Annotated in this window: 23 protein-coding genes; 6 read left to right on the forward strand and 17 right to left on the reverse strand. The window is 68.6% G+C overall.

The window, feature by feature from the left end; translation table 11 throughout:
* The first annotated feature begins 33 nt into the window (after positions 1-33).
* From speE to GQ56_RS0112000, 3 genes are all read left to right on the forward strand, one after another.
* The gene (speE, locus tag GQ56_RS0111990) at positions 34-891 is read left to right on the forward strand and encodes a polyamine aminopropyltransferase (RefSeq protein WP_031398885.1); all 858 of its coding nucleotides are present in this window, start codon (positions 34-36) and stop codon (positions 889-891) included.
* Positions 892-1055: 164 nt separating this feature from the next.
* Positions 1056-1472 (forward strand): VOC family protein, encoded by a 417-nt coding sequence (locus GQ56_RS0111995; RefSeq protein ID WP_031398886.1) that lies wholly within the window; start codon positions 1056-1058, stop codon positions 1470-1472.
* Positions 1473-1489: 17 nt separating this feature from the next.
* Positions 1490-2257 carry a 16S rRNA (uracil(1498)-N(3))-methyltransferase gene (locus GQ56_RS0112000; protein ID WP_031398887.1) on the forward strand — a complete coding sequence of 256 codons (768 nt, stop codon included), beginning with the start codon at positions 1490-1492 and terminating at the stop codon, positions 2255-2257.
* Between the two features lie 123 nt (positions 2258-2380).
* Here GQ56_RS0112000 and GQ56_RS0112005 read toward each other — a convergent pair whose 3' ends face one another.
* The 4 genes from GQ56_RS0112005 to GQ56_RS0112020 all read right to left on the reverse strand — a co-directional run bounded on the left by GQ56_RS0112005 (position 2381) and on the right by GQ56_RS0112020 (position 6983).
* Positions 2381-3085: a hypothetical protein gene (locus tag GQ56_RS0112005; RefSeq protein WP_031398888.1), complete on the reverse strand. Its 705-nt coding sequence runs from the start codon at positions 3083-3085 to the stop codon at positions 2381-2383.
* A gap of 208 nt (positions 3086-3293) precedes the next feature.
* Entirely contained in the window at positions 3294-3857 is a 564-nt protein-coding gene (locus GQ56_RS0112010) for a barstar family protein (protein WP_031398889.1), read from the reverse strand.
* 16 nt (positions 3858-3873) lie between these two features.
* Positions 3874-4305, reverse strand: coding sequence for a ribonuclease domain-containing protein (locus GQ56_RS0112015; RefSeq protein ID WP_031398890.1), 432 nt, complete (start codon positions 4303-4305; stop codon positions 3874-3876).
* A 377-nt stretch (positions 4306-4682) separates the two neighbouring features.
* Positions 4683-6983: an NADP-dependent malic enzyme gene (locus GQ56_RS0112020; RefSeq protein WP_031398891.1), complete on the reverse strand. Its 2301-nt coding sequence runs from the start codon at positions 6981-6983 to the stop codon at positions 4683-4685.
* A 178-nt stretch (positions 6984-7161) separates the two neighbouring features.
* Between GQ56_RS0112020 and thiL the strand changes: the two genes are divergently transcribed.
* Genes thiL through GQ56_RS0112035 form a run of 3 tightly spaced genes read left to right on the forward strand, consistent with a single transcriptional unit; the run spans position 7162 to position 9227 of the window.
* Positions 7162-8160, forward strand: coding sequence for a thiamine-phosphate kinase (gene thiL / locus GQ56_RS0112025; RefSeq protein ID WP_031398892.1), 999 nt, complete (start codon positions 7162-7164; stop codon positions 8158-8160).
* Entirely contained in the window at positions 8150-8695 is a 546-nt protein-coding gene (locus GQ56_RS0112030) for a phosphatidylglycerophosphatase A family protein (RefSeq protein ID WP_031398893.1), read from the forward strand. Before thiL ends, GQ56_RS0112030 begins: the two co-directional genes overlap by 11 nt.
* Positions 8696-8726: 31 nt before the next feature.
* The gene (locus GQ56_RS0112035) at positions 8727-9227 is read left to right on the forward strand and encodes a CinA family protein (RefSeq protein WP_031398894.1); all 501 of its coding nucleotides are present in this window, start codon (positions 8727-8729) and stop codon (positions 9225-9227) included.
* A 382-nt stretch (positions 9228-9609) separates the two neighbouring features.
* On the opposite strand, the gene pyrF is transcribed toward GQ56_RS0112035, so the two are convergent.
* From pyrF to mtgA, 13 genes are all read right to left on the reverse strand, one after another.
* Positions 9610-10452, reverse strand: coding sequence for an orotidine-5'-phosphate decarboxylase (gene pyrF, locus GQ56_RS0112040; protein ID WP_031398895.1), 843 nt, complete (start codon positions 10450-10452; stop codon positions 9610-9612).
* Between the two features lie 39 nt (positions 10453-10491).
* The gene (locus tag GQ56_RS0112045; protein WP_031398896.1) at positions 10492-11553 is read right to left on the reverse strand and encodes an aldose 1-epimerase; all 1062 of its coding nucleotides are present in this window, start codon (positions 11551-11553) and stop codon (positions 10492-10494) included.
* Between the two features lie 49 nt (positions 11554-11602).
* Positions 11603-12391, reverse strand: coding sequence for an SDR family NAD(P)-dependent oxidoreductase (locus GQ56_RS0112050; RefSeq protein WP_031398897.1), 789 nt, complete (start codon positions 12389-12391; stop codon positions 11603-11605).
* A gap of 29 nt (positions 12392-12420) precedes the next feature.
* The gene (gene araH, locus GQ56_RS0112055) at positions 12421-13437 is read right to left on the reverse strand and encodes an L-arabinose ABC transporter permease AraH (RefSeq protein WP_031398898.1); all 1017 of its coding nucleotides are present in this window, start codon (positions 13435-13437) and stop codon (positions 12421-12423) included.
* Between the two features lie 70 nt (positions 13438-13507).
* Positions 13508-15019, reverse strand: coding sequence for an L-arabinose ABC transporter ATP-binding protein AraG (gene araG / locus GQ56_RS0112060; RefSeq protein ID WP_031398899.1), 1512 nt, complete (start codon positions 15017-15019; stop codon positions 13508-13510).
* Positions 15020-15086: 67 nt separating this feature from the next.
* On the reverse strand, positions 15087-16082 hold the full coding sequence (locus tag GQ56_RS0112065; protein WP_031398900.1) for an arabinose ABC transporter substrate-binding protein: 996 nt from the start codon (positions 16080-16082) through the stop codon (positions 15087-15089).
* A 102-nt stretch (positions 16083-16184) separates the two neighbouring features.
* On the reverse strand, positions 16185-16964 hold the full coding sequence (locus GQ56_RS0112070) for an SDR family oxidoreductase (RefSeq protein WP_031398901.1): 780 nt from the start codon (positions 16962-16964) through the stop codon (positions 16185-16187).
* A complete protein-coding gene (locus GQ56_RS0112075) occupies positions 16964-17641 on the reverse strand; it encodes a 2-dehydro-3-deoxy-6-phosphogalactonate aldolase (protein ID WP_031398902.1) in 678 nt (225 codons plus the stop codon). Before GQ56_RS0112075 ends, GQ56_RS0112070 begins: the two co-directional genes overlap by 1 nt.
* A 23-nt stretch (positions 17642-17664) precedes the next feature.
* Positions 17665-18690: a 2-dehydro-3-deoxygalactonokinase gene (locus GQ56_RS0112080; protein ID WP_031398903.1), complete on the reverse strand. Its 1026-nt coding sequence runs from the start codon at positions 18688-18690 to the stop codon at positions 17665-17667.
* Complete coding sequence (locus GQ56_RS0112085) at positions 18687-19586, reverse strand: IclR family transcriptional regulator (protein WP_031398904.1); 900 nt, start codon at positions 19584-19586, stop codon at positions 18687-18689. The genes GQ56_RS0112080 and GQ56_RS0112085 overlap by 4 nt, the downstream gene beginning before the upstream one ends.
* A 349-nt stretch (positions 19587-19935) precedes the next feature.
* Entirely contained in the window at positions 19936-20334 is a 399-nt protein-coding gene (locus tag GQ56_RS0112090; protein ID WP_031398905.1) for an EF-hand domain-containing protein, read from the reverse strand.
* Between the two features lie 81 nt (positions 20335-20415).
* Positions 20416-22026, reverse strand: coding sequence for a S10 family peptidase (locus tag GQ56_RS0112095; protein WP_031398906.1), 1611 nt, complete (start codon positions 22024-22026; stop codon positions 20416-20418).
* 426 nt (positions 22027-22452) lie between these two features.
* Positions 22453-23190 carry a monofunctional biosynthetic peptidoglycan transglycosylase gene (gene mtgA, locus GQ56_RS0112100; protein ID WP_031398907.1) on the reverse strand — a complete coding sequence of 246 codons (738 nt, stop codon included), beginning with the start codon at positions 23188-23190 and terminating at the stop codon, positions 22453-22455.
* Positions 23191-23193 lie beyond the last annotated feature (3 nt).

The raw sequence follows: 23193 nt of genomic DNA on the forward strand, positions 1-23193 counted from the left end.
GCGTCGGAACTGCCTGCCCCCAACGGCCCGCCCGTGAGCACCACGCTACTTTTCCACCCTACGCCCGACGCCACCTACGGGTTCCCGAACGCCCGGCGGCTCGCGCACGTCGCGTCCCCGCACCAGCGGATCGAAGTCTGGGAAACCCCGCAGCTCGGCCGCCTGTTCACGCTGGACGGCCGGCCGATGACGTCGGTCGGCGACGAGTACGTCTACCACGAGTGCATGACGCACCCGGCCGCGCTCGCGCACCCGTCGCCGCGCCGGGCGCTCGTGCTCGGCGGCGGCGACGGCGGCGCGGCGCGCCAGTTGCTCAAGCATGCATGCATCGAGCGGATCGTGGTCGCGGAACTCGACGACGAAGTGATCGGGATGGCGCGCCGCTATCTCGACGACGTGCACCAGGGCGCGCTCGACGATCCGCGCGTCGAGGTCGTGATCGGCGACGCCGCGCATTTCGTCGAGTCGACCGTCGAGCATTTCGATCTCGTCGTGTTCGACCTCACGCCGCCCGATTCGCCGGCGGCCGGCCTCTATACGCGCGCGTTCTACGCACGGCTCAAGCGGATCCTCGCGCCGTGCGGCGCGATCTCGATGCACCTCGGCTCGCCGGTGTTCCACGCGGCGCGGATCGCCGCGCTGCTCGACGACCTGCGCGCGAGCTTCGCGGTCGTCGATCCGCTGTCCGCACACGTGCCGCTGTACGGCTCGCAGTGGCTGATGGCGATCGCGAGCGACACGCTCGACGCCGCCGCGCTGTTCGCGCACGACATCGACGACCGGCTCGCCGCCCGCCACGTCCAGGGTTTGCGCTACTACGACGCGCGGCTGCATGCGTCCCTCTTTGCCCTGCCGCGCGCGCTGCGCGATACACTGGGCGTCCGCCGCTAGGCGGCCCGGGCCGCCACACCGCACCGCGGCACTGCCGCACCGCGCCATCGCGGCGTCGCCGGATGTGCGATGCGCGGCACCGGAGCGAACACGCGGCGCCCCCTGAACGAACGCCTGGGCACGGAATCGAAGCAAGCGCCGAAGCGCCAACACAGGAGATTTTCATGACCGATCCACGTCCGGCCAACGTGCCTTGGTTGACACCCTACCTGGCCGTACGCAACGCGCGCGCCGCCATCGAGTTCTTCAAGGCCGCATTCGGCTTCGAGTTGCGCGACCTGCACGACGAAGACGGCGCGATCATGCACGTCGAGATGGCCTATCGCGGCCAGCTGATCGTGATGTTCGCGCCCGAGGGCGCGTTCGGTTCGACCGCGCTCACGCCGAAAAGCGCGAACGCCACCGCACCGCAATCCTTCTATTTGTATGTCGACGACGTCGACGCCACGTGGCAGCGCGCGCTCGACGCGGGCGCCCGGTCGCTGACCGCGCCGCAGGACCAGTTCTGGGGCGACCGCTTCGCGCAGATCGAGGATCTCGACGGCTACCGATGGGCCCTCGGGCGCCGTCTCGACACATGAACGACACAGTGACACGCATGACCGAAGCCACCACCACCGCGGCCGTGCCGCGCTTTTTCGTCGACGCCGCGCTGCGCGCCGACGCCACGCTCGCGCTGCCGGCCGACGTCGCGCGCCACGCGCAGGTGCTGCGCCTGCAGCCCGGCGACGCACTCGCGCTGTTCGACGGCACGGGCGGCCAGTACCGCGCACGACTCGTCGAGATCGACAAGCGCAGCGCGCTCGCGCAGATCGACACATTCGAGCCGGCCGAGGCCGAGCCGCCCTATCGCGTGACGCTCGCGCAAGGCATCGCCGGCGGCGACAAGATGGACTGGGTGATCGAGAAGGCCGTCGAGCTGGGCGTCGCGGCGGTCGTGCCGCTGTCGACCGCGCGCGGCGTCGTGAAGCTCGCCGGCGAACGCGCGGACAAGCGCGTCGCACACTGGCGCGGCGTCGTGCGCGCGTCATGCGAACAATGCGGGCGCAACCGGGTGCCCGACGTCGCCGCGATAGCCGGCTTCCATGCGTGGCTCGATGCGCTGCCGGCCGCGCCGGCCGACGGCGAGTTGCGGCTGCTTCTGTCGCCGCGTGCCAGCATCCCGTTCGCATCGCTGCCCGACGCGCCGCCCGCGGCAACTGTCACGCTGCTGATCGGGCCCGAAGGCGGGCTGTCGCCCGACGAAGAAAACGCGGCGCGGGCGCGCGGCTTCACCGCGCTGTCGCTCGGGCCCCGCGTGCTGCGCACCGAGACGGCGGGCGCCGCCGTGCTCGCGGCACTCGCGGCGCGCTGGGGCGGGTGGTAACGAACGGGCCGTGCCTCCGCCCGGCGGTGCGGCACGCGCCCGCCCTCGATCCCGCAATGCGCGGGATCCTGCCGGCCGCCCCGCCGGCAAGCGGTGTGCGGCGGCGCCGCGATGTATCGCGCCTTACCTGTCGGCCGGCGCACCATCCGGCATCGAATCCCGCAACGCGTCGATCACCGGCATCAGCACGTCTTCGGGGCTACCGGTCGTCCAGCCGCCGTCGAGGCTGTACACATCGATCTTGCCCGTCACCGGCAGCGTGACCGGTGCGTCGTCCAGAACCTGCGCGAGACCGGTCAGGACCGCCTTGAACGCGGCAATGCGCGCCGCATCGTTCTTCAGGCGTCGATCGGGGCCCAGTCTGGCCTCCAGCGCCTTCCCGCCCGGCCCGGCATTCGCCACGCGGCAGGCGAATTCGACGGTCGCGACCGTTGCGCCGGCGACCGCCGGGTTCGGCCGTTGCGATGCCCCGGTCGCCTCGCACGCCGACCGGTTGATCGCGCGCTGATAGGCCGCGGCCATGGTCTCGGCCGACGGACGCAATGCGGCGCCGACCTTCGGCGGCATCGACGCGAGCACGCCGCTGGCCAGATTCTTTCGCAACGACTCGCCGAGCTTCGACAGAACGTCGACGTCGAGCGCGTCCTTCCCGCCGTAACTCGCGCGGACCGCATCGTTGAATGCGCGGGCCTTCGACATGTCGCCGTTGACGAATGCGCCGATGTAAAGGTCGACGGTCTGCTCGGGCGTCAGCGGCGCGGCGTGCGCGACACCCGCCGCAGCCAGCAGGGACAGCACGGCGGCGCGTGCGGAACGGGAAATGCTCATGGGAAGACAGCCCTCTCTCGATGGTTTGTTTTGAGTGCCCGATGCGGCGGCCGCAGCCAGGCTGACCGGGATTGTCGCGAAAAAAAGGGGGCCGATGAAAGACCGGGGCCGGCCTGCGCCACGCCACGCCAGCGCGCGCGCCGTACGCGCGCAAAAAAGCCCGCTCGAAGCGGGCTTCTTGCCGGATCGGCCGCGGGCCGATGCGGGCTTACGCGAACGAGTAGAACACGCGGAACGCGACCTTGCGTTCGGCCCAGAATTCGGCCGCCTCGCGGAACACGTCGAGCAGCGTCTCGCGCCCTTCCTTGTCGAACTTCTGCGCGATCGGCAGCCCTTCGAGAACGATCACGAAACCGGGCTGCGCGCCGGCCTTCGCCACGAGGTCGGTCAGGCTGTCGTACAACGCGTCGTAGTTCTTCCCGAAATGCTTCGGGAACAGGAACGACGTCGCGATCGTTTCCATCACTTCCTGCTTCGACTGCGCGGCGCCGCAATACGCGTACAGGAAATGCTGGCCGAGCCGGCCGGCTTCGTCGGCAAGATCCTGCACGCGGAACGCGCGGATCGACTGCACGAGGTTGGGTCGCACGGTCGTGAAAAGGCTCATAGGCTCCTCGTTCGATGAAAGCCCGGGTTCGGCTTCCTGTTGCGCCGGTGCGCCGACAGCCTGCGCCGCCGCGTGCAGCTGGATCACGCGCTGAAACAGATTGCCGTCACCGGCCGCGAACAGTTCCGCCGCCGCCGTATCGTGCGCGTAGATGGAGTCGCTCATGCCATTCGTCCCGAAGTCATTCAACAATACGTTTAAAACTGTTGTAGTGGTCGCCCGTGTAATAACAGTTGTCGATCCGGCGCAACGGACCGCCACAAACGATCCGGCGCGCGCCGCGGTTGCGGGCGCGCGGCGTCGGCACCGTGTATTCATGGTAGTAGCCGCGCTTCGCTTTCGGCAGGATCCGTTCGCGATTGCCGAATACGACGCCGTCTTTCTCGTACGGATAGGGGCCGCCGGCGCCGATCAGGCCCAGCGTCGTCACGGCCTCGCGCGGAAGACGGGCGGTCGGAATCGTGTCGAGCCCGCTCGCGGCCACGTCGGCCGGAACGGCCTCCCGTGCGTAAGCGGCGGAAACCAGACTGCCCGTCGGCGTGCCGACGATACCCATCGCGAACATCGCGAAGACGGACGCGAGCGCGCCGTTGCGGAGCCACTTGCGTGCCATGAACCAGGGTTCCCGCTGTTAAATCAAGTAGTTGACGACCAACAAAGGCGTTAGCGTAGCGTTATTGGCCGCGCGAATCAATGTCCGTTTGGAGATCGAAAGCCCCGGAATACCCGGAATTGCAGATTTTTTACCCCATAAACACTACATTTATCTTACATAGGATAAAATACGGGCGGCATCTTCCTGAAGGCAAGTCCTGCCTCCTTGCCTCGCTCGCTGCCTGGAGTGGGAAGATGCCGGTAGTTGCTTGAGGGAGGCGCGCTTGCGCCTCTGCCCGGCGGCGTGCCCATCGCGGGCACGCCTCTTTTTGCTTTTGTTTACATTTCGCCCGGCGCGCGGAGCCGGTTCGACCGGCCTCGCGCGCTCGTTCCGGCTCAGCGCGTGGCGTTGACGTCGGCGACCAGCAGCGCCGCCATGTTGACGATGCGACGAACGGTCGCTGATTCGGTCAGCACGTGCACCGGCTGCGCGGCGCCCAGCAGGATCGGCCCGATCGCGATGTTGTTGCCGGCGGCCGTCTTCAGCAGGTTGTACGCGATGTTCGCGGCGTCGATGTTCGGCAGGATCAGCAGGTTCGCTTCGCCTTCCAGCGTCGACTCCGGCAGGATTTCCTTGCGCAGCGCCGCGTCGAGCGCGACATCGCCGTGCATCTCGCCGTCGACCTTCAGTTCCGGCGCGCGTTCCTGCAGGATCGCGAGCGTATCGCGCATCTTCTTCGCCGAAGGGGCGTTGCTCGTGCCGAAATTCGAGTGCGACAGCAGCGCGACCTTTGGCTCGATGCCGAAGCGGCGCACCTCTTCCGCGGCCATGATCGTGATCTCGGCCAGTTCTTCCGGGGTCGGATCGACGTTCACGTGCGTATCGACGAGGAAAATCTGGCGGCCCGGCAGCACGAGGCCGTTCATTGCCGCGTACACGCTGCAGCCCGGGCGCTTGCCGATCACCTGGTCGATGAAGTGCAGGTGGCGGTGCGTGGTGCTGATCGTGCCGCAGATCATCCCGTCCGCCTCGCCCTTCTTCACCAGCATCGAGCCGATCAGCGTCGTGCGGCGGCGCATCTCGACGCGCGCAAGCTGCTCGCTGATGCCCTTGCGCGCCATCATCTTGTAGTACGTCTGCCAGAAGTCGCGATAGCGCTCGTCGTGTTCCGTGTTGACGACCGTGAAATCGGTACCCGGCGTCAGGCGCAGGCCGTAGCGCTGGATACGGTGCTCGATCACCGACGGGCGGCCGATCAGGACCGGCTTCGCGAGTTTTTCGTCGACGATGATCTGGACGGCGCGCAACACGCGCTCTTCCTCGCCTTCGGCGAACACGACCCGCTTCTTCTCTTCCGGCGCGGCGCGCGCGATCTGGAAGATCGGCTTCATCGTCGTGCCGCTGTGGTACACGAACTGCTGGAGGTGGACGCGGTACGCCTCCATGTCCTCGATCGGGCGCGTCGCGACGCCGCCGTCCATCGCCGCCTGCGCGACGGCCGGCGCGATCTTCACGATCAGGCGCGGATCGAACGGCTTCGGAATCAGGTATTCGGGCCCGAACGAAAGGTCCTGGATGCCGTAGGCCGTCGCGACGATGTCGCTCTGCTCGTGCTGCGCGAGTTCGGCGATCGCGTTGACCGCCGCGATCTCCATTTCACGCGTGATCGTCGTCGCGCCGACGTCGAGCGCGCCGCGGAAGATGAACGGGAAGCACAGGACGTTGTTGACCTGGTTCGGGTAATCGGTGCGGCCGGTGGCCAGCACGGCGTCCGGGCGCACTTCGAGCGCGAGCTCCGGCAGGATTTCCGGAGTCGGATTCGCGAGCGCGAGGATCAGCGGGCGCTCCGCCATGCCCTTCACCATCTCCTGCTTCAGCACGCCGGCGGCCGACAGGCCGAGGAAGATGTCCGCGCCGTCGATCACTTCGGCCAGCGTCCGTGCGTCGGTTTCGCGTGCGAAACGCTCCTTGTCCGGATCCATCAGCTCGGTGCGGCCCTTGTAGACCACGCCGGCCAGGTCGGTCACGATGATGTTCTCGAGCGGCAGCCCGATATCGACCAGCAGGTCGAGACACGCGAGCGCGGCCGCGCCCGCGCCGGACGCGACGAGCTTGACCTTCTTGATGTCCTTGTTGACGACCTTCAGGCCGTTCGTGACGGCCGCGGCCACGACGATCGCGGTGCCGTGCTGGTCGTCGTGGAACACCGGAATCTTCATCCGCTTGCGCGCTTCGCGCTCGACGATGAAGCAGTCCGGCGCCTTGATGTCTTCCAGGTTGATCCCGCCGAAGGTCGGCTCCAGCGCGGCGATCACGTCGACGAGCTTGTGCGGGTCCGACTCGTTCAGCTCGATGTCGAACACGTCGATGCCCGCGAACTTCTTGAACAGCACGGCCTTGCCTTCCATCACCGGCTTCGACGCGAGCGGGCCGATGTTGCCGAGCCCGAGCACCGCCGTGCCGTTCGTGACGACGCCTACCAGGTTGCTGCGCGCGGTGAAGCGCGCCGCGTTGAGCGGGTTCTCGACGATCTCCTCGCACGCATACGCCACGCCCGGCGAGTACGCGAGCGCGAGGTCACGCTGGTTGATCATCTGCTTGGTCGGGGCGATCGCGATTTTCCCGGGCGTCGGGAATTCGTGATAATCGAGCGCGGCTTCGCGGAGCTTGGCTTTGGAGGAGGATTGCGTGGACATGTGTCTCGTGACGGGCGGATTAGAATAACTCTTCGACGGGGCATTGTAGCGCCAATCACCGGCCGCCAGACCTGCGATTCGGGTGCAACAGCCGCGACAAAAATGTACCGAACGGTGCAGGAACCCCGCCGTCCGCCTCGTACAATGCCGTTCCCTCTATCGTTTCGGATCATCCGCCGTGCCAGCCGCCCTCTCCGAGTTTTCGCTGATCGAACGCTTCTTCACGCGCCGCGCCGCCCGCGGGGCACGCGTGTCGACGCTCGGCATCGGCGACGATTGCGCGCTGATCGAGCCACGATCCGGAAAGTTGATGGCGATTTCAACGGACATGCTGGTGGAAGGCCGCCATTTCTTCCCCGATGTCGCAGCCGACGCGCTCGGCCACAAGACGCTCGCGGTCAACCTGTCCGATCTCGCGGCGATGGGCGCCGAGCCGCGCGCGTTCACGCTCGCGTGCGCGCTGCCGCGCGCCGACGCGGCGTGGCTCGAGGCGTTCGCCGACGGGCTGTTCGCGCTTGCCGAGCGGTTCGGCTGCGAGCTGATCGGCGGCGATACGACGAGCGGGCCGCTGAACCTGTGCGTGACCGTGTTCGGCGAGGTCGCGCCCGACGCGGCATTGCGGCGCGATGCCGCGCGCGACGGCGACGACGTCTGGGTGTCCGGCACGCTCGGCGACGCACGCGCGGGCCTCGGCGTCGCCCGCGGCGAATGGGCGGCCGGCGCGGCAGAAGCCGCCGCGTTCCGGCGCGCGCTCGAGCGCCCCGAGCCGCGCATCGCGCTCGGCCTGGCGCTCGCGGGCGTCGCGCACGCGGCGCTCGACATCTCGGACGGCCTCGCCGGCGATCTGCAGCACATCCTCGCCCGCTCGAACGTGCGCGCCGAAATCGACGCCGACGCGGTGCCGCGCTCGGCCGCGCTCGCGACGCTGCCGCCCGATGTGCAGCGACGCTGTACGCTCGCGGGCGGCGACGACTACGAACTCTGCTTCACCGCGCCGGCCGCGGCCCGCGCGGCGGTCGAGGCGGCCGGCGCGACGGCCGGCGTGGCGGTCACGCGAATCGGTACAATACGCGCGTTGTCCGCGCCGTCGGAACCGCCCGCGATCGCGTGGTACGACGCTGCCGGCGCGCCCCTCGCTCTCACGTTGCACGGTTTCGACCACTTCCATGCAGACTGACCCGACGCCCGCGCACGCCGCGGCTGCTCCCGGCGCCGCGCCGAAGGCGCGGCAGCGCGTGACCGCACGCTTCATGCTGTCGCACCCGGCGCACCTCGTGTCGCTCGGCTTCGGCAGCGGGCTCGCGCCGATCATGCCCGGCACGTTCGGTTCGCTGTTCGGCTGGCTCACGTTCGTGCTGCTCAACCGCTACCTGGCGGTGCCCGAATGGTGGGCGCTGATCGCGATCGGCTTCGTGGCGGGCACGTGGCTCACCGGTTTCACCGCGAGGAAGATGGGCACCACCGATCCGGGCGCCGTCGTCTGGGACGAGATCGTCGCGATCTGGCTCGTGATGCTGTTCGTCACGCCCGCGACCTTCGTCGGCCAGCTATGGGCGTTCGTCGTGTTCCGCTTCTTCGACATGCTCAAGCCGCCGCCGATCCGCTATTTCGACCGCCGCCTGAAAGGCGGGCTCGGCATCATGGTCGACGACCTGGTCGCCGCGTTCATGACGCTGCTCGTGATCGCCCTGTGGCGCTCCGTCGTCGGCTGACCGATTTCCCGACTCCCGTTTCCCGACGCGCATGCCAACCGATTCCGTCGTCCATCAGCTTGCGATCCGCGCAGGCAACAAGCTGCGTGACGAGCATCTGTCGCTCGCCACTGCCGAATCCTGCACCGGCGGCATGATCGCCGCGGCGATCACCGACATTTCCGGCAGCAGCCAGTGGTTCGAGCGCGGCTTCGTCACGTACTCGAACCAGGCCAAGATCGAGATGATCGGCGTGCCGCACGATCTGATCGACAAGCACGGCGCCGTCAGCGAGCCCGTCGCGCGCGCGATGGCCGAAGGCGCGCTGCGCAACAGCCGCGCGCAGGTCGCGCTGTCCGTCACCGGCATCGCGGGCCCGGCCGGCGGCAGCGAGAAGAAGCCGGTCGGCACCGTGTCGTTCGGCTGGAGCAATCGGCTGCATACCGACGTCGAGACGCTCGTGTTCAAGGGCGACCGCGAGCAGATCCGCACGCAGGCGGCCGCGCATGCGCTGCGCGGACTGCTGAAGCTGCTCGACGAACGCGAAGGCTGATCGCCCCCGGCCGCGCTTGCCGGAACGCATCGGGCTTCGCGACGATCCGGTTGCGGTTCGCCGTCACCGGCAGGCCGGGCGACTTCTGCCGCGCGGCCTGCCCGTGCGAAAGATCCCCGCATGGGCGAAGCGCAAGCAAAGCAACGCGGCCTGCGTGCCCGGAACACATCGGGACCGCATGGCCATGGCGTTGCGCCTTTCCTGACCTTTCCGTTGTAGATCGACGGCAAGCGGCAGCATCGCCGCGATTGTCGCGCGGGCGAGCGATGCGGATACGCCGGGAAGTTCCGCGCACGCCGGTGCGAGCCGGGCTGCGCGGGAAACGACGGAAAAGACAGGAGGCGTGGCACCGGCCGCCCGGGCGGGCGGCCGGCACGACCGGTCAACGATGCGCGTTGATCGTGTCGCGGGTCTTCTGTGCGGCGAGCGCCGCCGCTTCGGCAAAATCCTCGCCGTTGCTCGCATACAGGATCGCGCGCGACGAGTTGATCATCATGCCGGTGCCGTCGGCCGTGCGGCCCGCGTTGACGGTCGCCTGCACGTCGCCGCCCTGCGCGCCGATGCCGGGAATCAGCAGCGGCATGTCGCCGACGATCCCGCGCACGATCTCGATTTCGTTCGGGAACGTCGCGCCGACCACGAGGGCGAGCTGGCCGTTCTTCGCGTTCCACTTGTTCGCCGCGAGATCCGCGACGACCTGGTACAACGGGCGGCCCGGATGGCCGGCCGCGCCCGTTTCGAGGAATTGCAGGTCGGAGCCGCCCGGGTTCGACGTGCGGCACAGCACGATCACACCCTTGCCTTCATGCTCGAAATACGGCTCGACCGAGTCGTAGCCCATGTACGGGTTCACGGTGACCGCGTCCGCGCGATAGCGCTCGAACGCTTCGCGCGCGTACTGCTCGGCCGTGCTGCCGATGTCGCCGCGCTTCGCGTCGAGGATCACCGGGAGGCCCGGATGCTGCAGGTGGATGTGCGCGATCAGCCGCTCGAGCTGGTCTTCCGCGCGATGCGCGGCGAAGTAGGCGATCTGCGGCTTGAACGCGCTCGCGTATTGCGCGGTGGCGTCGACGATCTGCCGGCAGAATTCGAAGATCGCGTCGGGCTGGCCGTCGAACTGCACCGGAAAACGCGACGGCTCGGGATCGAGGCCGACGCACAGCAGCGAATTCGTGCGCTGCCACGCGGCGCGCAGCGATTCAATGAAAGTAAGCGGGGAAGACATGGCGGGTACTCGCGGCAAACCGTTGGTAGACCGCGTATTTTACCCGCGTCGCCGGCGTCCCTCGCGTGTCGCGGCATTGCTGCGCGCATCGGCCCGCTCGACGGTGAACGCGAAACGCCGCGTGAGCCGCTCGCCCGGCGCGAGCAGCGTCATCCCGTGCGCGGCCGCGCCGCCCGGCAGGTTCACCGCATTGATCGGATGATCGACCGGCTCGAAGCAGAAGAAATCCTCGCCCGGCGGCGTATAGAGCACGTACGCGTCGGCATCGGCCGCGACCGTCAGCGACAAGCCGCGGCGCGGCCAGCTCACCGTCGCGCGGCCGCCCCAGCCGGTGAACGCGTGATTGACCAGCGTGCCCGGCAGCGGATACGCGACGCCAAACTGCCACGCCGGCGGCACGCTCACGTGCCGCACCGGCAGGAAATCGGCGCCCGACAGCCACAGCCCGCCGGCCGCCGCCGCCAGCTCGGTCGCCGCGTCCCGCACGAGGAACGGATGCACGCCGAGCCCGAACGGCAGCCGGGCACGCCCCGCATTCTCGATCGTCAGCGCAATCGACAGCGTCCCGTCGTCGAGTTCGAACGACTGGAACGCACGGAACGCGTACGGCGCGCCGCCGCTGCGATCGAGCGACAGGTGCAGCGACGTGTCGGTGGCATCGCCCACCTGCCACGGCGCGAGCCAGCCGTCGCCATGGATCGGCAGCGGTTCGTCGCGACGGTTGCGCGGCACCGCGACGCTGCGGCCGTCGCATTCGAAACGCCCGTCGCCGATCCGGTTCGAGTACGGCAGCAGCGGATAGCACGCGAGCTGGTTCGGATCCGTCGCCGCCTCCGGGTGCTCGCAACGGCGGAACACCGGCGTCAGCGCGCCGTGGTCGCCGCGCCAGTCGAAGCGCGCGATGCCGCCGCCCAGGTGCGGCAGCACGTCCAGCCGCAGCGACGCATTCGACAGCGTGACGGCCGCCGCATGCGCGGCGCCGACGCCCTGCGCGAACGCGGCTGTCTGCGGGCCGGCGCTGACCGGCTGCGCGGCGGCGGCCAGCCGCGCGCGGCGCGACTGGCTGGTGGACGACGATGCGCGCGAGGACGTGGCGGTCATGATGAGCTCCTTTCCTTCGTCGAAGAAACGATGCGGGTCGTGCGAACGGTCAGGCCCAGCCGCCGTCGACGATCAGGTCCTGCGCGGTGATCATCCGGCTGTCGTCGGCCGCCAGAAACAGCGCCATGCGTGCAAGATCGGCCGGCAGCAGCTCGGCGTCGAGGCACTGGCCGGCCTTGATCGCCGCGCGGCCCGCGTCGTCGAGCCACAGCCGGCGCTGCTTGTCGGTCATCACCCAGCCGGGCACCAGCGAGTTCACGCGGATGCCGAACGGGCCGAGATCGCGCGCCAGCCCGCGCGTCAGCCCCTGCACGGCCGCCTTCGCCATCACGTAGACGGGATAACCGCCGTTCTTCAGCATCCAGCTGATCGAGCCGAGATTGATGATCGCGCCGCCGCCCCGCTGCTTCATGTCGTCGATCACCGCCTGCGCCGCGAAGAACTGGTGACGCAGGTTCACCGCGATGCCCGCGTCGAACGACGCCGGCGTCACGTCGCCGATCGCGTGGCGCGCGTCGTTCGCCGCATTGTTCACGAGCACCGCGATCGCGCCGATGCGGGCGCGGATCGCGTCGATCGCACCGCGCAGCGCGTCGATGTCGGTCAGGTCGCACGGCAGGAACAGCGGCGCGTGGCGCGCGTGCGCGAGGCTTTCAGCCAGCGCGGCACCGGCCGCCGCATCGAGGTCGACGAACGCGACGCGCGCGCCCTGCTGCGCGAAGTGCTCGACGAACGACGCGCCGATGCCGGTCGCGCCGCCCGTGATCAGCACCGCGCGATCCTCGAGGCTCGGGTAGCGTGCATGGCGCGCGTCATGCGCGGAAGTGGCGTGGGTCATGCGGTTCGTCTCCATGTCGGCCCGCCCGGTCAGTCGCGCACGCCGCGGTTCTTCAGCTGGTCGAGCAGCACGGCCGCGAGCAGGATCGCGCCGCGCACGAGGTACTGGTAGAACGCGTCGATGTTCAGCAGGTTCATCACGTTCTCGACCGTGCCCATGATCAGCACGCCGATCACGACGCCCGAAATCGTCGCGCGGCCGCCCATCAGCGACACGCCGCCGAGCACGCACGCGGAGATCACGTTCAGCTCGAAGCCCTGCGCGGCGTTCGGCTGGCCCGACGTGATGCGCGACGCGAGGATCACGCCGGCGAGCGCCGTCACCGCGCCCTGGATCAGGAAGATATACACGCGGGTGCGTTCGACGTTGATCCCCGCGAGCCGCGACGCCTCGGGGTTGCCGCCGATCGCGAGCGTGTTGCGGCCGTACACGGTCTGGTTCAGCAGCACGCCGAACGCGATGAAGCACAGCAGCGTGACCCAGATCGGCAGCGACACGCCGAACAGCGTGAGCCCGCCGAGTGCGATGAACGTGTCCGACGACACGCCGACCGCCTGCCCTTTCGACACGATGAAGCCGAGCCCGCGCACGATCTCCATCGTCGCGAGCGTCGTGATCAGCGCGTTGATGCGCAGGTACGCGATCACCGCGCCGTTCACGAAGCCGATCGCGGCGCCGGCCGCGACCGCCGCGACAATCGCGACGAACGTGTTGTCCGTCGCGTTCAGCACCATCGCGCACAGCACGCCCGAGAACGCGACGGTCGAGCCGATCGACAGGTCGAAGTCGCGCGACGCGAGACAGAACATCATCGTGCACGCGACCATGCCGATCTGCGAGATCGACAGCGCGAGGCCGAGCATGTTGTCGATCGAGAAGAAGTGATCGACCGTCAGCGACATCGTCACGAACATCACCGCGAAGATCGCGATGAGGCTGTATTCGGTCAGATGCTGCCACCACTTCTGGCGTTCGTTCTGTTGCGGAACCAGCGCGTCGACCGACGGCTTCGCGGCAGCGCTGGCGAGGTTTTCCCTGACTTGCATGATGGCGTCTCCTGCTCCTGCATCGCGCGGCCCGCGCCGCGCCTGGTCGATTCGAATGTCGTGCGCCGCGTCACGCCGCCTGCGCGGCGCTCGTCTGCGGCAACGCGAGTCTCAGCACCGCGTGCTCGTTCGCCTGCCCGCGCGGCAACTCGCCCGCGATCCGGCCTTCGCGCATCACGACGATGCGGTCGGACACGCCGAGCACTTCCGGCAGTTCCGACGACACCATCACGATCGCGCAGCCGCGCTCCGCGAGCCGGTAAATCACGTCGTAGATCTCGTGCTTCGCGCCGACGTCGATCCCGCGCGTCGGCTCGTCGAGGATCACGACCTTCAGGTCGGGCTCCGCGAGCCAGCGCGACAGGATCGCCTTCTGCTGGTTGCCGCCCGACAGGAAGCGGATCTTCTGGCGCCGGCTCGGCGTCTTGATCTTCAGCCGCTGGATGAAGCGGTCGGCCGTCTCGCTTTCGGCCCTGCGGTTGAGGAAGAGCCCGGCGCGCAGCGAATGGCGGCGGCAACTGATGTTGATGTTCTCCGCGACCGACGCGATCGCGATGATCCCCTCTTCCTTGCGGTCCTCGGGGCACAGCACGATGCCGTGGCGGATCGCGTCGCCGGTGCGCTTCACGTCGATGTGCGCGCCGTCGAGCGTCAGCACGCCCGCGCGCCGGCGGTCCGCGCCGTACACGAGCCGCATCAGTTCGCTGCGGCCCGCGCCGACCAGCCCGAAGAACCCGACGATCTCGCCCGCGCGCACCGCGAAGCTCGCGGGTTCGCGCAGCGCCGGGCCGTCGATGCCTTCGACCGAGAACCGCACGTCGCCGAGCGCGCGCGGCGCGTAGTGGTAGATATCCGAAATCTCGCGCCCGACCATCTCGGCGACGAGCCGTTCGCGCGGCACCTCGCCGAGCGACGCATGCGACGCGATCTTGCGCCCGTCGCGGAAGATCGTGCACGCATCGCACAGCCGGTAGATCTCGTCCATCCGGTGCGAGATGTAGATCAGCGCGCGGCCCTGCGCACGCAGGTCGTCGACGAGCTTGAACAGCACCTCGGTCTCGCGATGCGACAGCGAGCTGGTCGGCTCGTCGAGCGCGATCACGCGCGCGTTGCGCATCAGTGCCTTGCAGATCTCGACCATCTGCCGCTGCGCGATCGACAGCCGCCCGAGTTTCGCGTCGGGATCGAGATCGACGCCCATCGCCGCGAGCCGCTCGCGCACGTAGCGCTTCGCCTCGCGCTTCCGCACCCAGCCGAACGCGTTCGGCAGGCGGCCGAGCAGCAGGTTTTCCGCGACCGTCAGGTCCGGCACGTACTGCAGCTCCTGGTGGATCACCGCGACGCCGGCCGCGATCGACGCGGCCGCATTCGCGAACTGCACGGGCCGGCCGTCGACCAGCACGCTGCCCGCATCGGGCTGGTATTCGCCGCCGAGAATCTTGAGCAGCGTCGACTTGCCCGCGCCGTTCTCGCCCATCAGGCCATGCACCTCGCCCGCGTGCACGTCGAACGAAATGCCGTCGAGTGCGCGCACGCCGGGAAAGACCTTGCCGATATTGTCAAAACGCAGTGCAGCTGACACGTCGTCTCCCCACATCCGGATCGATCGACCGCCGGCCGCCGCATCGCCGCGGCAGCCGGCGGGACGCTTACTTCGACGCGAGCCCCATCTCGTCGCGCACCTTCGACACGTTGTCGCGCGTCGCGAGCATGCCGGTCGTCAGCGTCAGCGGCGGCGGTGCCTTGCCCTGCGTGATCCACGTGTACATCAGGTCCGAGGTTTCCTCGCCGTGGCGCTTCGGGCTGATGATCACGGTGCCGTAGAAGCCGGTCGGCTGCGGCTTCTTGAACTCGTTCAGCGCCGAGTCGGAGCCGCCGATGCCGATGCCGATCATGTTGTCCGCCTTGAAGCCGCGCCCTTCGGCCGCGCGTACCGCGCCGAGCACGGCCTCGTCGTTCAGGCCGTACGCGACCCAGTGCTTGAACTGCGGGTTCTTCGTGAGTGCGATATTCGCCGCGTTGAACGCATTCTCGGTGTCGGTCTTCGCCTGCGGCGCCGCGATCACGTTCGCCTTCGGAAAGCCCGCGGCCACCAGCGCATCGGTCGCGCCGGTCGTGCGGTCGTGCGCGGTCGGCAACTGCTCGTAGGTGATGTCGATCGCGCCGACGTCCTTCATGTCCCAGCCGCGCTTCCTGATCTCGGCCGCGATGCCGTCGCCGACCTGCTTGCCGATGTTGTACGCGGAGATCCCCATGTGCGGCACCGACTCGAGCGGCTTGCCCGCGCCGTCGACGAGGCGGTCGTCGACCGTCATCATCTTCAGGCCGTGCGACTTCGCCTTCGCGACGATGCCCGGCCCGAGCTTCACGTCGGGCGTGCAGATGATGAAACCCTGCGCCTTCTGCGCGGACAGGTTGTCGATCGCGCTCATCACCTTCTCGCCCGACGGCGCGCCGATCTTCACGAGCGTGAAGCCCTTTTCCTTCGCGGCGATCTCCGCGAACTTCCACTCGTCCTGGAACCACGGCTCTTCCGGCTGTTTCACGAGAAAGCCGATCTTGACCGGATCGGCCGCGTGCGCAAGCGGGCTCCCGATCACCACCGCGGCCGCGGCGGCCAGCGTTACGAACGTTCTGCGTCTCATCTCCAGTGTCTCCTTGTCTTCATCGAACAGGATGCAGCCGCTTGTTGGTTTCGACGCAGCGTGCGCGCGGCCGTCGCACGTGCGGTCTTTCGAATCGTCGCGTCAGTCGTGGTACAGCGCCGCGCGCCCGCCGTCGACGGTGATGCATGCGGCATTGATGAAGGGCGCCTCGTCGGACGCCAGGAACACGGCCGTCATCGCGACCTCCTCCGGCCGGCCGATCCGCTTCATCGGCTGCAGCGCGAGCGTCGCGGCGCGCGCGGCGGCCGGATCGGGCTGCGCGTCCCACCAGTCGCGCGTGAGCTGCGTCTCGATGTAGCCCGGCGCGATCGCGTTCACGCGCACGTTGCGCGCCGCGTATTCGACGCCGAGCGCACGCGTGAGGCCCAGCACGCCGTGCTTCGCGACCGGGTACGGAAAACAGCCCGGGATGATCCTGAATGCGTGCGTCGACGCGATGTTGACGATGCTGCCGCGACCGCGGTCGACCATGCCGGCCAGCGCCGCGCGGCAGCCGTGCCACACGCCGTCGAGATCGACCGCAAAGCAGCGGCGCCAGTCGTCGTCGGTCATCGTCAGCGGATCGGCGAACACGTTGATGCCCGCGTTGTTCACCAGCACGTCGAGCGGACCGAACGCCGACTCCGTCCGCGCGACGGCTTCATGCACCGACGCCTGCAGCGCGACGTCCGCCTGCAGCGGCAGCACGCGCGCGCCGTCGGTGTCGTGCGCGATCGCGGCGGCTGTGTGCTGCGCCTGCGGGAAGTCGAGGTCGACGAGCGCCACGGCCGCGCCCTCGCGGGCGAACGCGCGGGCGATCGCGGCGCCGATGCCGCGGCCCGCGCCCGTCACCATCGCAACCTTGCCCGCGAGGCGGCCCATCATGCGGCTCCGCCGCGCGCGGCGCGCCAGCCGGCCTGGAACGCACGCGCGTTCGCCGCGGTCGCGTCGGCCGCCTGGCCGGGCCGGTACAGCGCCGAGCCGAGCCCGAAGCCGTTCGCGCCGGCCGCAAGGAACGGCTGCATGTTGTCGGGCAGGATGCCGCCGACCGGAATCAGCGGCACCGCGCGGTCGATCACCGCGCGCCACGCCTTCACGACCGGCACGCCGAGCTGCTCGGCCGGGAACATCTTCAGCACGTCGGCGCCGTTCGCGAGCGCCGCGAACGCTTCGGTCGGCGTCGCGACGCCCGGTGCGCTCGCGAGGCCGCGCTCGCGTGCGCGGCGGATCACGGCCGCGTCGCTGTGCGGCATCACGATCAGCGCACCGCCCGCGTCCTGCACGCGATCCACGTATTCCGCGCGCAGCACGGTGCCCGCGCCGACGACCGCATCGTCGGGCAGCGCGCGCCGCAGCGCCGCGATGCTGTCGAACGGGGCCGGCGAGTTGAGCGGCACCTCGACGATCCGGAAACCGGCTTCGTAGAGCGCATGGCCGTGGTCCGCGGCTTCGGCGGGCGTGATCCCCCGCAGGATCGCGATCAGCGGGCACGTGTCGAAGGCGCGCATCAGCCCGGCGTGGGGGGTGTACGGCGCGGGCAACGTAAGGTCGGACGGCATGACGGGGTTCCTCTGCAAGCGGTTCATTGGTCGGCGAAGGCGGGTTCGCCATCGGTGCGCACGAGCCCGGCGCGCGACGCGATCCGCCACAGGCCGCGTTCGGTCGCATGCGCGACGACCTGCGAATGCGGATGGCCGAATTCCTGGAGCGCATCGACGTAGCGCGCGCACAGACCGTCGTCGCCGATCAGCCGCAGCGGCTGGTCCGCGAGCGCGATGCCGCGCTCCGCGAGCATCGCGTCGAGCGCATTGAGTTCATGGCCGATCAGCAGGCCGGACAGATAGTCACCCTGCGCATCAGGTGCGAGCCGGTCGGTCAGGCCGAGCGTGCGCGTGCTGAAAATCGTCGCGAGCAGCCCCGTGCGCTGCGCCCCGCGCGCGACCGAGACGCCGCGCATGAACGCCGCGCGATCGGGCGACACGCTCGCGCGCATCGTGCGGCCGAGGATCGTGTGGTCGCGCAGCACCGCGAACAACTCGCCCGTCATGAAGGTCTGGAAGCGCTCGATCAGCCCGCCCCTGACCCACGCCCATTTTGCGTGGGTGCCCGGCAATCCGATCAGTAGCCCTGAACGATCGGCGCCAAGCATGGGATCGTTCGCGAGTGCGCCGAATATCTGCGTTTCTTCACCGCGCATCACGTCGGGCAATTCGCCCGTCGCGATGACGCCCGGCACGATCGACACCGTCGCGCCGCGCGACGACGTCACCGTGATGAGGCCCGCGACGAGCGCGTCGGCGCCGGCCGGCACCGCGACGTACGGCGCCTCGCGCCAGCCCTGCGCGCTGCCGACCATGCCGGCCGCGAGCACCGGCAGGCCGGGCGTACGGTCGAGCCAGTCGCCGCACGCTTCCTCGAACACCGCGTCGAATGCGCGCGCGCCGCCGCCCGGCACGTGCATCACGCCCGCCGCGCGGCTGCGCGTGTCGACGATCGCACCGTGCGCGTCGTACAGATACGCGCGCAGCGACGTCGTGCCCCAGTCGAGCGCGATCAGCGACGGGGAAGCGGAACTGGAATCCGGAACGGGCCGGGTCGAAATCGTCATCGTTTGATCCTGCGGGTACCCTGCGGCGGGCTCCAGCCCAGTTCCGCGGAAATGGCTCGCGCTTCGCGCTGCACGAGCGGAATCAGTTCGTCCATCCGGTCGTGCGGCATGTACGGAATCGTGCTCGCCACCGACACGGCCGCGACGATCGCGCCCGACGCGTCGCGGATCGGCGCGGCCACGCAGCGGATCGACGCCTCGTTCTCCTCGAGGTCGAACGTGTAGCCGCCGGCCGCGTAATGGGCCATGCGCTGCAGGAACGCGCTCGTCTCGGGCCGGTTGTCCGGCTTGAAGTTGACGCCGGCCAGCGCGCGCCGCGCGGCCTCGAACAGCGTGCTCCACAGGTCGGGATCGAGGTCGAGCATCATCGCCTTGCCGATGCCGGTCGACGCGAGCGGCATCCGGTGACCGACCCGCGAGCGCATCTCGAGGCCGCGCGTGCCGGGAATCTTGTCGATATACAGCACGTCGTCGCCGTCGCGCACGCCGAGGTGGATCGTGTCGAGCGTCGCTTCCGCGAGCGCTTCGAGGTGCGGACGCGCCACGGCGGTGAGCGGCATCTGTTCGAGCGCGATCGTGCCGAGTTCGATCAGCTTCGGGCCGAGCAGGTAGCCGCCCTGCACCTGCCGCAGGTAGCGCGCCTGCACGAGGCTGCTGACGAGGCGGTGCGTCGTGCTGCGCGTCGTGCCGAGCGCGGCGCCGATCGCGCGCATGTCGCGCGCGCCGTTCGCGATCGCCTCGAGGATCGCGAGGCCGCGCAGCAGCGTCTGCGTGCCGGCCTGCTGGGCGGCAAGATCGAGCGGCGTGCTGGTCGCGCCGATGCTGTCGGTGAGCGACGCACCGTCCGGCGTCGCGCGCCGGGCGTCGAGTACAAGGGAGTCGGGCATCTTGGTCATGGAACGGGCTTCTTCAACGGAATCGGTGAAGCCGCTCGCGCGACGCCGGAACCGCGTCCGGCATGGCCACGAGGCGGCGGTCGATGCACCGAGTAAAACGCCCGGCGAACTTCATGGAATGTGTCTCCGTGTGCGTCGGGCGCCGCGCGATGCGTGGGTCCGAAGCCGTCGATGTGCTTCGGATTGTAGGAGCGCGTGAACGCGCCTCCAATATTTGAATGCATTGTCCAGATAATGAGAATCCGGCCATGATCCGCCGCGTCCGCGACATGACGGCGGCACCATGCGCAAGGGGGCGGAACCCGCCGTATCGCAGGTTCCGCCCCCGTTTGCTCACCGCGCGCCGCGCTTACTGCTGGCTTGTGCTGCGTGCCTGCATGTAGCGCTGTACGTCCGCGAACGACACGCGGCCGCTGCCGCCGGAATCGATCTGCCGGAAGTGGTTCGCGACATAGCCGAGGCCCGCCGCGCGCGCCTGCGATTCGGTGATCGAACCGGTGTTCTGCGTGTCGGCCGCGCTGAACTGCCGTGCGAGCTTGCGCACCACCTGCGCATGCAGCGCCGCGCCCGTCGTCTGCGTGCCGGCAGTCGCCTTGCGCGCGGCCGGCGGCACGTACGGATCGCCGAGCTGCGCCTGGCGCGCCCGCGCCGGCACGGCGGTGTCGCTCGCCTGCGCGAACGCGGATACGGATGTTGCGGCACCGGCCCATGCGAGCGCCGCGGCAACGACGATGAAACGATTCTTCATATCAGGCTCCAGTCAGGAATGAGGTCGTCGACGGCCGGCGGGCGGCGCCACGGGCGCCTGCCGCCGGTCTCGCGCATCGCGTCAGTGCGCGACCGCGTTGTAGAAGGTCACGAGGTCGGCCTTCTCCTGCGGCCGCGACGTATCGTCGAGATAGACCATGTGTCCGCCCTGATAGTCCTTGATCGTCAGGTTCGGTTGCGTCCCGAGCCGGGCGAGGTCGAGTTCGGTCTGGTAGAACGGCGTCGCGATGTCGTGATACCCGTTCAGCGACAGCACCTTCAGCGACGGGTTCAGCGTCAGCGCGGCCGCCAGATCGGGGATCGTGTCGGGCATCGCGAGGCCGTCGTGCGTCCAGTCCCACGTATTGATCGCGTTGCTGCTCAGCGAATACGCCGACTGCGCGGTGTACTTCAGCTCGTTCGGCAGGTACTGGCCGATCGTGTCGGTGAACGGCTGCGTGATGTACGTGCTCGACGGATCGCCGCCCGACGCGAGCGGGCTCGATACCGGCACGTTCACGCGCGCGTCGTAGCGGCCGAGCAGCGTGCCCGGAATCAGCGACAGCTGGAAGCTGTTGTCGAAGAAGGTCGGGATCACGTTGAAGTTCGCGTTCCACAGCGCCTGCTTCACGCCGGTCGAATTCGCCATCGTCGTGACGAGGCTCGGCGGCGGCGCCGTATGACTCGCCAGGTACGCGTTCACGGCAGGCGAATAGCTGCCGGCCGTCAGCAGGCGCATCTGGTCGGCATACTGCGGCAGGCTCGACGGATTCGGATTGTCGAGCTGGTAATACGCGCCGACGGTGCCGTAGGACGGCACGAAGCCGGCGCAGCTCACCGGGCTCGAGCCGTTGTTCGAGTTGCCGACATAGTCGCTCGCCATGTCGCAGTTGGTGTTGTAGTTCAGGATCGACGACTGCAACACGATGCCCGCGAGCTTCACGCCGGCCGTCTCGAGCAGGTTCGCGAGCACGTCGGTGCGCGGCGTGCCGTACGATTCGCCGAACAGGTATTTCGGCGAGTCGTTGCGCTGGTTCACGCTCAGGTAGCGCGTCACGAAATCGCGGAACGCGCCGCCATCCTGGTCGACGCCCCAGAACGTCTGGTTCGTGTTCGGTGCGATCGCTTCGGAGAAGCCGGTGCCGATCGCGTCGACGAACACGAGGTCGGTCGTGTCGAGCAGGCTTTCCTGGTTGTCGACGAACGGGAAGTTCGACGTGTTCGCGTTCGGGTCGCCCGTCTGGATCCGGCGCGGGCCGAACGAGCCGAGATGCAGCCACACCGATGCCGAGCCGGGGCCGCCGTTGTACAGGAACGTGACGGGCCGCTTCGCCGCGGGCTGGTTGTCCGCCGTGTACGCGACATAGAAGAACGACGCTTCGGGCGCGCCCGTCTGCGGATTGCGCGCGACGAGGTGGCCGGCCGTGGCCGTGTAATGGATGGTCTTGCCGTTCAGCGTGATCTGGTGATGCGTGACGGCGGCCTTTTCAACCGCGGCGGATGCGTCGAGCGACGCGTTCGCGCTCGACGAATAACTGTTCGGATCGTTGTACGCCGTGTCCACCAGACTGGCGGGATCGGCTGAGCTGTCGGCGCTGGCAGCGGCGGACGGTGTCACGTCGTCGTTGCAGGCCGTCAGAATCAGCGAAGAAAACACCACTCCCAACAACAGCTTCGCTTTGCTCGCTGGCATCGTTGCTTTCCTTCTCTCGGATGTTTTTTGTATCGAGCAGCCGGATACGCCGCCCCCCGCCTCGATTGCGGCCGATAAGCCGAGGCGCTGGCCAATATACGCGAGCCCTTCAGCTTTGAAAAATTTTGAAATATTTGGCCGATGCGCAGTGCGGCGCACACCTTTCAGAAATAATTCGACTCGTGAAACGTTGCATTTCACATGCCTTTCATTGACCTGCGCACTGACTCGCGGCGACTGAACTTTCACCGATTTCGTGCCATATCGGCAGGCAAAATCGCGCACTCGCCGGGATTGCTCAGCAAAACGAAATAGACGGATTCGTCTAAAGGATATGGCCCGAAATGCGGGCGTCACGAATACGCTGCAGCGCACAAACGGCGCACGGGCGGCGAAACGGACAATGCGGCGGCGTGCTGCCGCCGTTCACTCCGATTGCGGCAGCTCGGCCGCGCCCATCCGGCGCGCGATGATCGCCGCGCGCTGCGCCTGGTAGGCCGAGCCGCGATGCGCGTCGAACCAGCGCGGCTTCGGCAGCATCACCGCGAGACGCGCCGACTGCCATGCGCCGAGCCGGCTCGCGGGAATCTTGTAGTAATAGCGCGCGGCCGCCTCGGCGCCGTAGACGCCACGCCCCCACTCGACGGAGTTCAGGTAGATCTCGAAAATCCGCTCCTTGTCGAGCACCGCTTCGAGCATCCAGGTGATGATGAGCTCCTGCCCCTTGCGGACGTAGCTCTTCTCGCGCGACAGGAACAGGTTGCGCGCGAGCTGCTGCGTGATCGTCGAGCCGCCCGCGACGATCCGGCCGCGCGCCTTGTTCTTCTCCCACGCCTGCAGGATCGCGTCGACGTCGTAGCCGTTGTTGGTCGCGAAGGTCGAGTCTTCCGACGCGATCAGCGCGCGCTTCAGGTTGCGCGAGATCTGGTCGTACGGCACCCACTGGTGCCGGATCTGCGCGGGCGGTGTGTCGCGCGACAGCCACCATGCGTCGGTGCGCATGAACGCGGTCGAGCCCGGGTTCACGAACGACCACAGCGCGATCTGCGCGAGATAGAACAGCTGCGTCGCGAGCCACGCACCCGCGAACACCGATCCCGCATAGACGATCCAGCGTGCCGGGCTCGCCGTCCGCGTACGCTGCGTGCCGCTCACCGCCGCCACCTG

Origin of the sequence: Burkholderia paludis (assembly GCF_000732615.1) — a bacterium.
GTDB classification, from domain to species: Bacteria; Pseudomonadota; Gammaproteobacteria; order Burkholderiales; family Burkholderiaceae; genus Burkholderia; species Burkholderia paludis.

Bases quoted from the DNA above. Each gene is read 5' to 3' on its own strand.
- GQ56_RS0111995 (WP_031398886.1), top strand. From the start codon at position 1,056: ATGACCGATCCACGTCCGGCCAACGTGCCTTGGTTGACACCCTACCTG.
- GQ56_RS0112000 (WP_031398887.1), top strand. From the start codon at position 1,490: ATGACCGAAGCCACCACCACCGCGGCCGTGCCGCGCTTTTTCGTCGAC.
- GQ56_RS0112005 (WP_031398888.1), bottom strand. From the start codon at position 3,085: ATGAGCATTTCCCGTTCCGCACGCGCCGCCGTGCTGTCCCTGCTGGCT.
- GQ56_RS0112010 (WP_031398889.1), bottom strand. From the start codon at position 3,857: ATGAGCGACTCCATCTACGCGCACGATACGGCGGCGGCGGAACTGTTC.
- GQ56_RS0112015 (WP_031398890.1), bottom strand. From the start codon at position 4,305: ATGGCACGCAAGTGGCTCCGCAACGGCGCGCTCGCGTCCGTCTTCGCG.
- GQ56_RS0112020 (WP_031398891.1), bottom strand. From the start codon at position 6,983: ATGTCCACGCAATCCTCCTCCAAAGCCAAGCTCCGCGAAGCCGCGCTC.
- GQ56_RS0112030 (WP_031398893.1), top strand. From the start codon at position 8,150: ATGCAGACTGACCCGACGCCCGCGCACGCCGCGGCTGCTCCCGGCGCC.
- GQ56_RS0112035 (WP_031398894.1), top strand. From the start codon at position 8,727: ATGCCAACCGATTCCGTCGTCCATCAGCTTGCGATCCGCGCAGGCAAC.
- pyrF (WP_031398895.1), bottom strand. From the start codon at position 10,452: ATGTCTTCCCCGCTTACTTTCATTGAATCGCTGCGCGCCGCGTGGCAG.
- GQ56_RS0112045 (WP_031398896.1), bottom strand. From the start codon at position 11,553: ATGACCGCCACGTCCTCGCGCGCATCGTCGTCCACCAGCCAGTCGCGC.
- GQ56_RS0112050 (WP_031398897.1), bottom strand. From the start codon at position 12,391: ATGACCCACGCCACTTCCGCGCATGACGCGCGCCATGCACGCTACCCG.
- araH (WP_031398898.1), bottom strand. From the start codon at position 13,437: ATGCAAGTCAGGGAAAACCTCGCCAGCGCTGCCGCGAAGCCGTCGGTC.
- GQ56_RS0112065 (WP_031398900.1), bottom strand. From the start codon at position 16,082: ATGAGACGCAGAACGTTCGTAACGCTGGCCGCCGCGGCCGCGGTGGTG.
- GQ56_RS0112070 (WP_031398901.1), bottom strand. From the start codon at position 16,964: ATGGGCCGCCTCGCGGGCAAGGTTGCGATGGTGACGGGCGCGGGCCGC.
- GQ56_RS0112075 (WP_031398902.1), bottom strand. From the start codon at position 17,641: ATGCCGTCCGACCTTACGTTGCCCGCGCCGTACACCCCCCACGCCGGG.
- GQ56_RS0112080 (WP_031398903.1), bottom strand. From the start codon at position 18,690: ATGACGATTTCGACCCGGCCCGTTCCGGATTCCAGTTCCGCTTCCCCG.
- GQ56_RS0112085 (WP_031398904.1), bottom strand. From the start codon at position 19,586: ATGACCAAGATGCCCGACTCCCTTGTACTCGACGCCCGGCGCGCGACG.
- GQ56_RS0112090 (WP_031398905.1), bottom strand. From the start codon at position 20,334: ATGAAGAATCGTTTCATCGTCGTTGCCGCGGCGCTCGCATGGGCCGGT.
- GQ56_RS0112095 (WP_031398906.1), bottom strand. From the start codon at position 22,026: ATGCCAGCGAGCAAAGCGAAGCTGTTGTTGGGAGTGGTGTTTTCTTCG.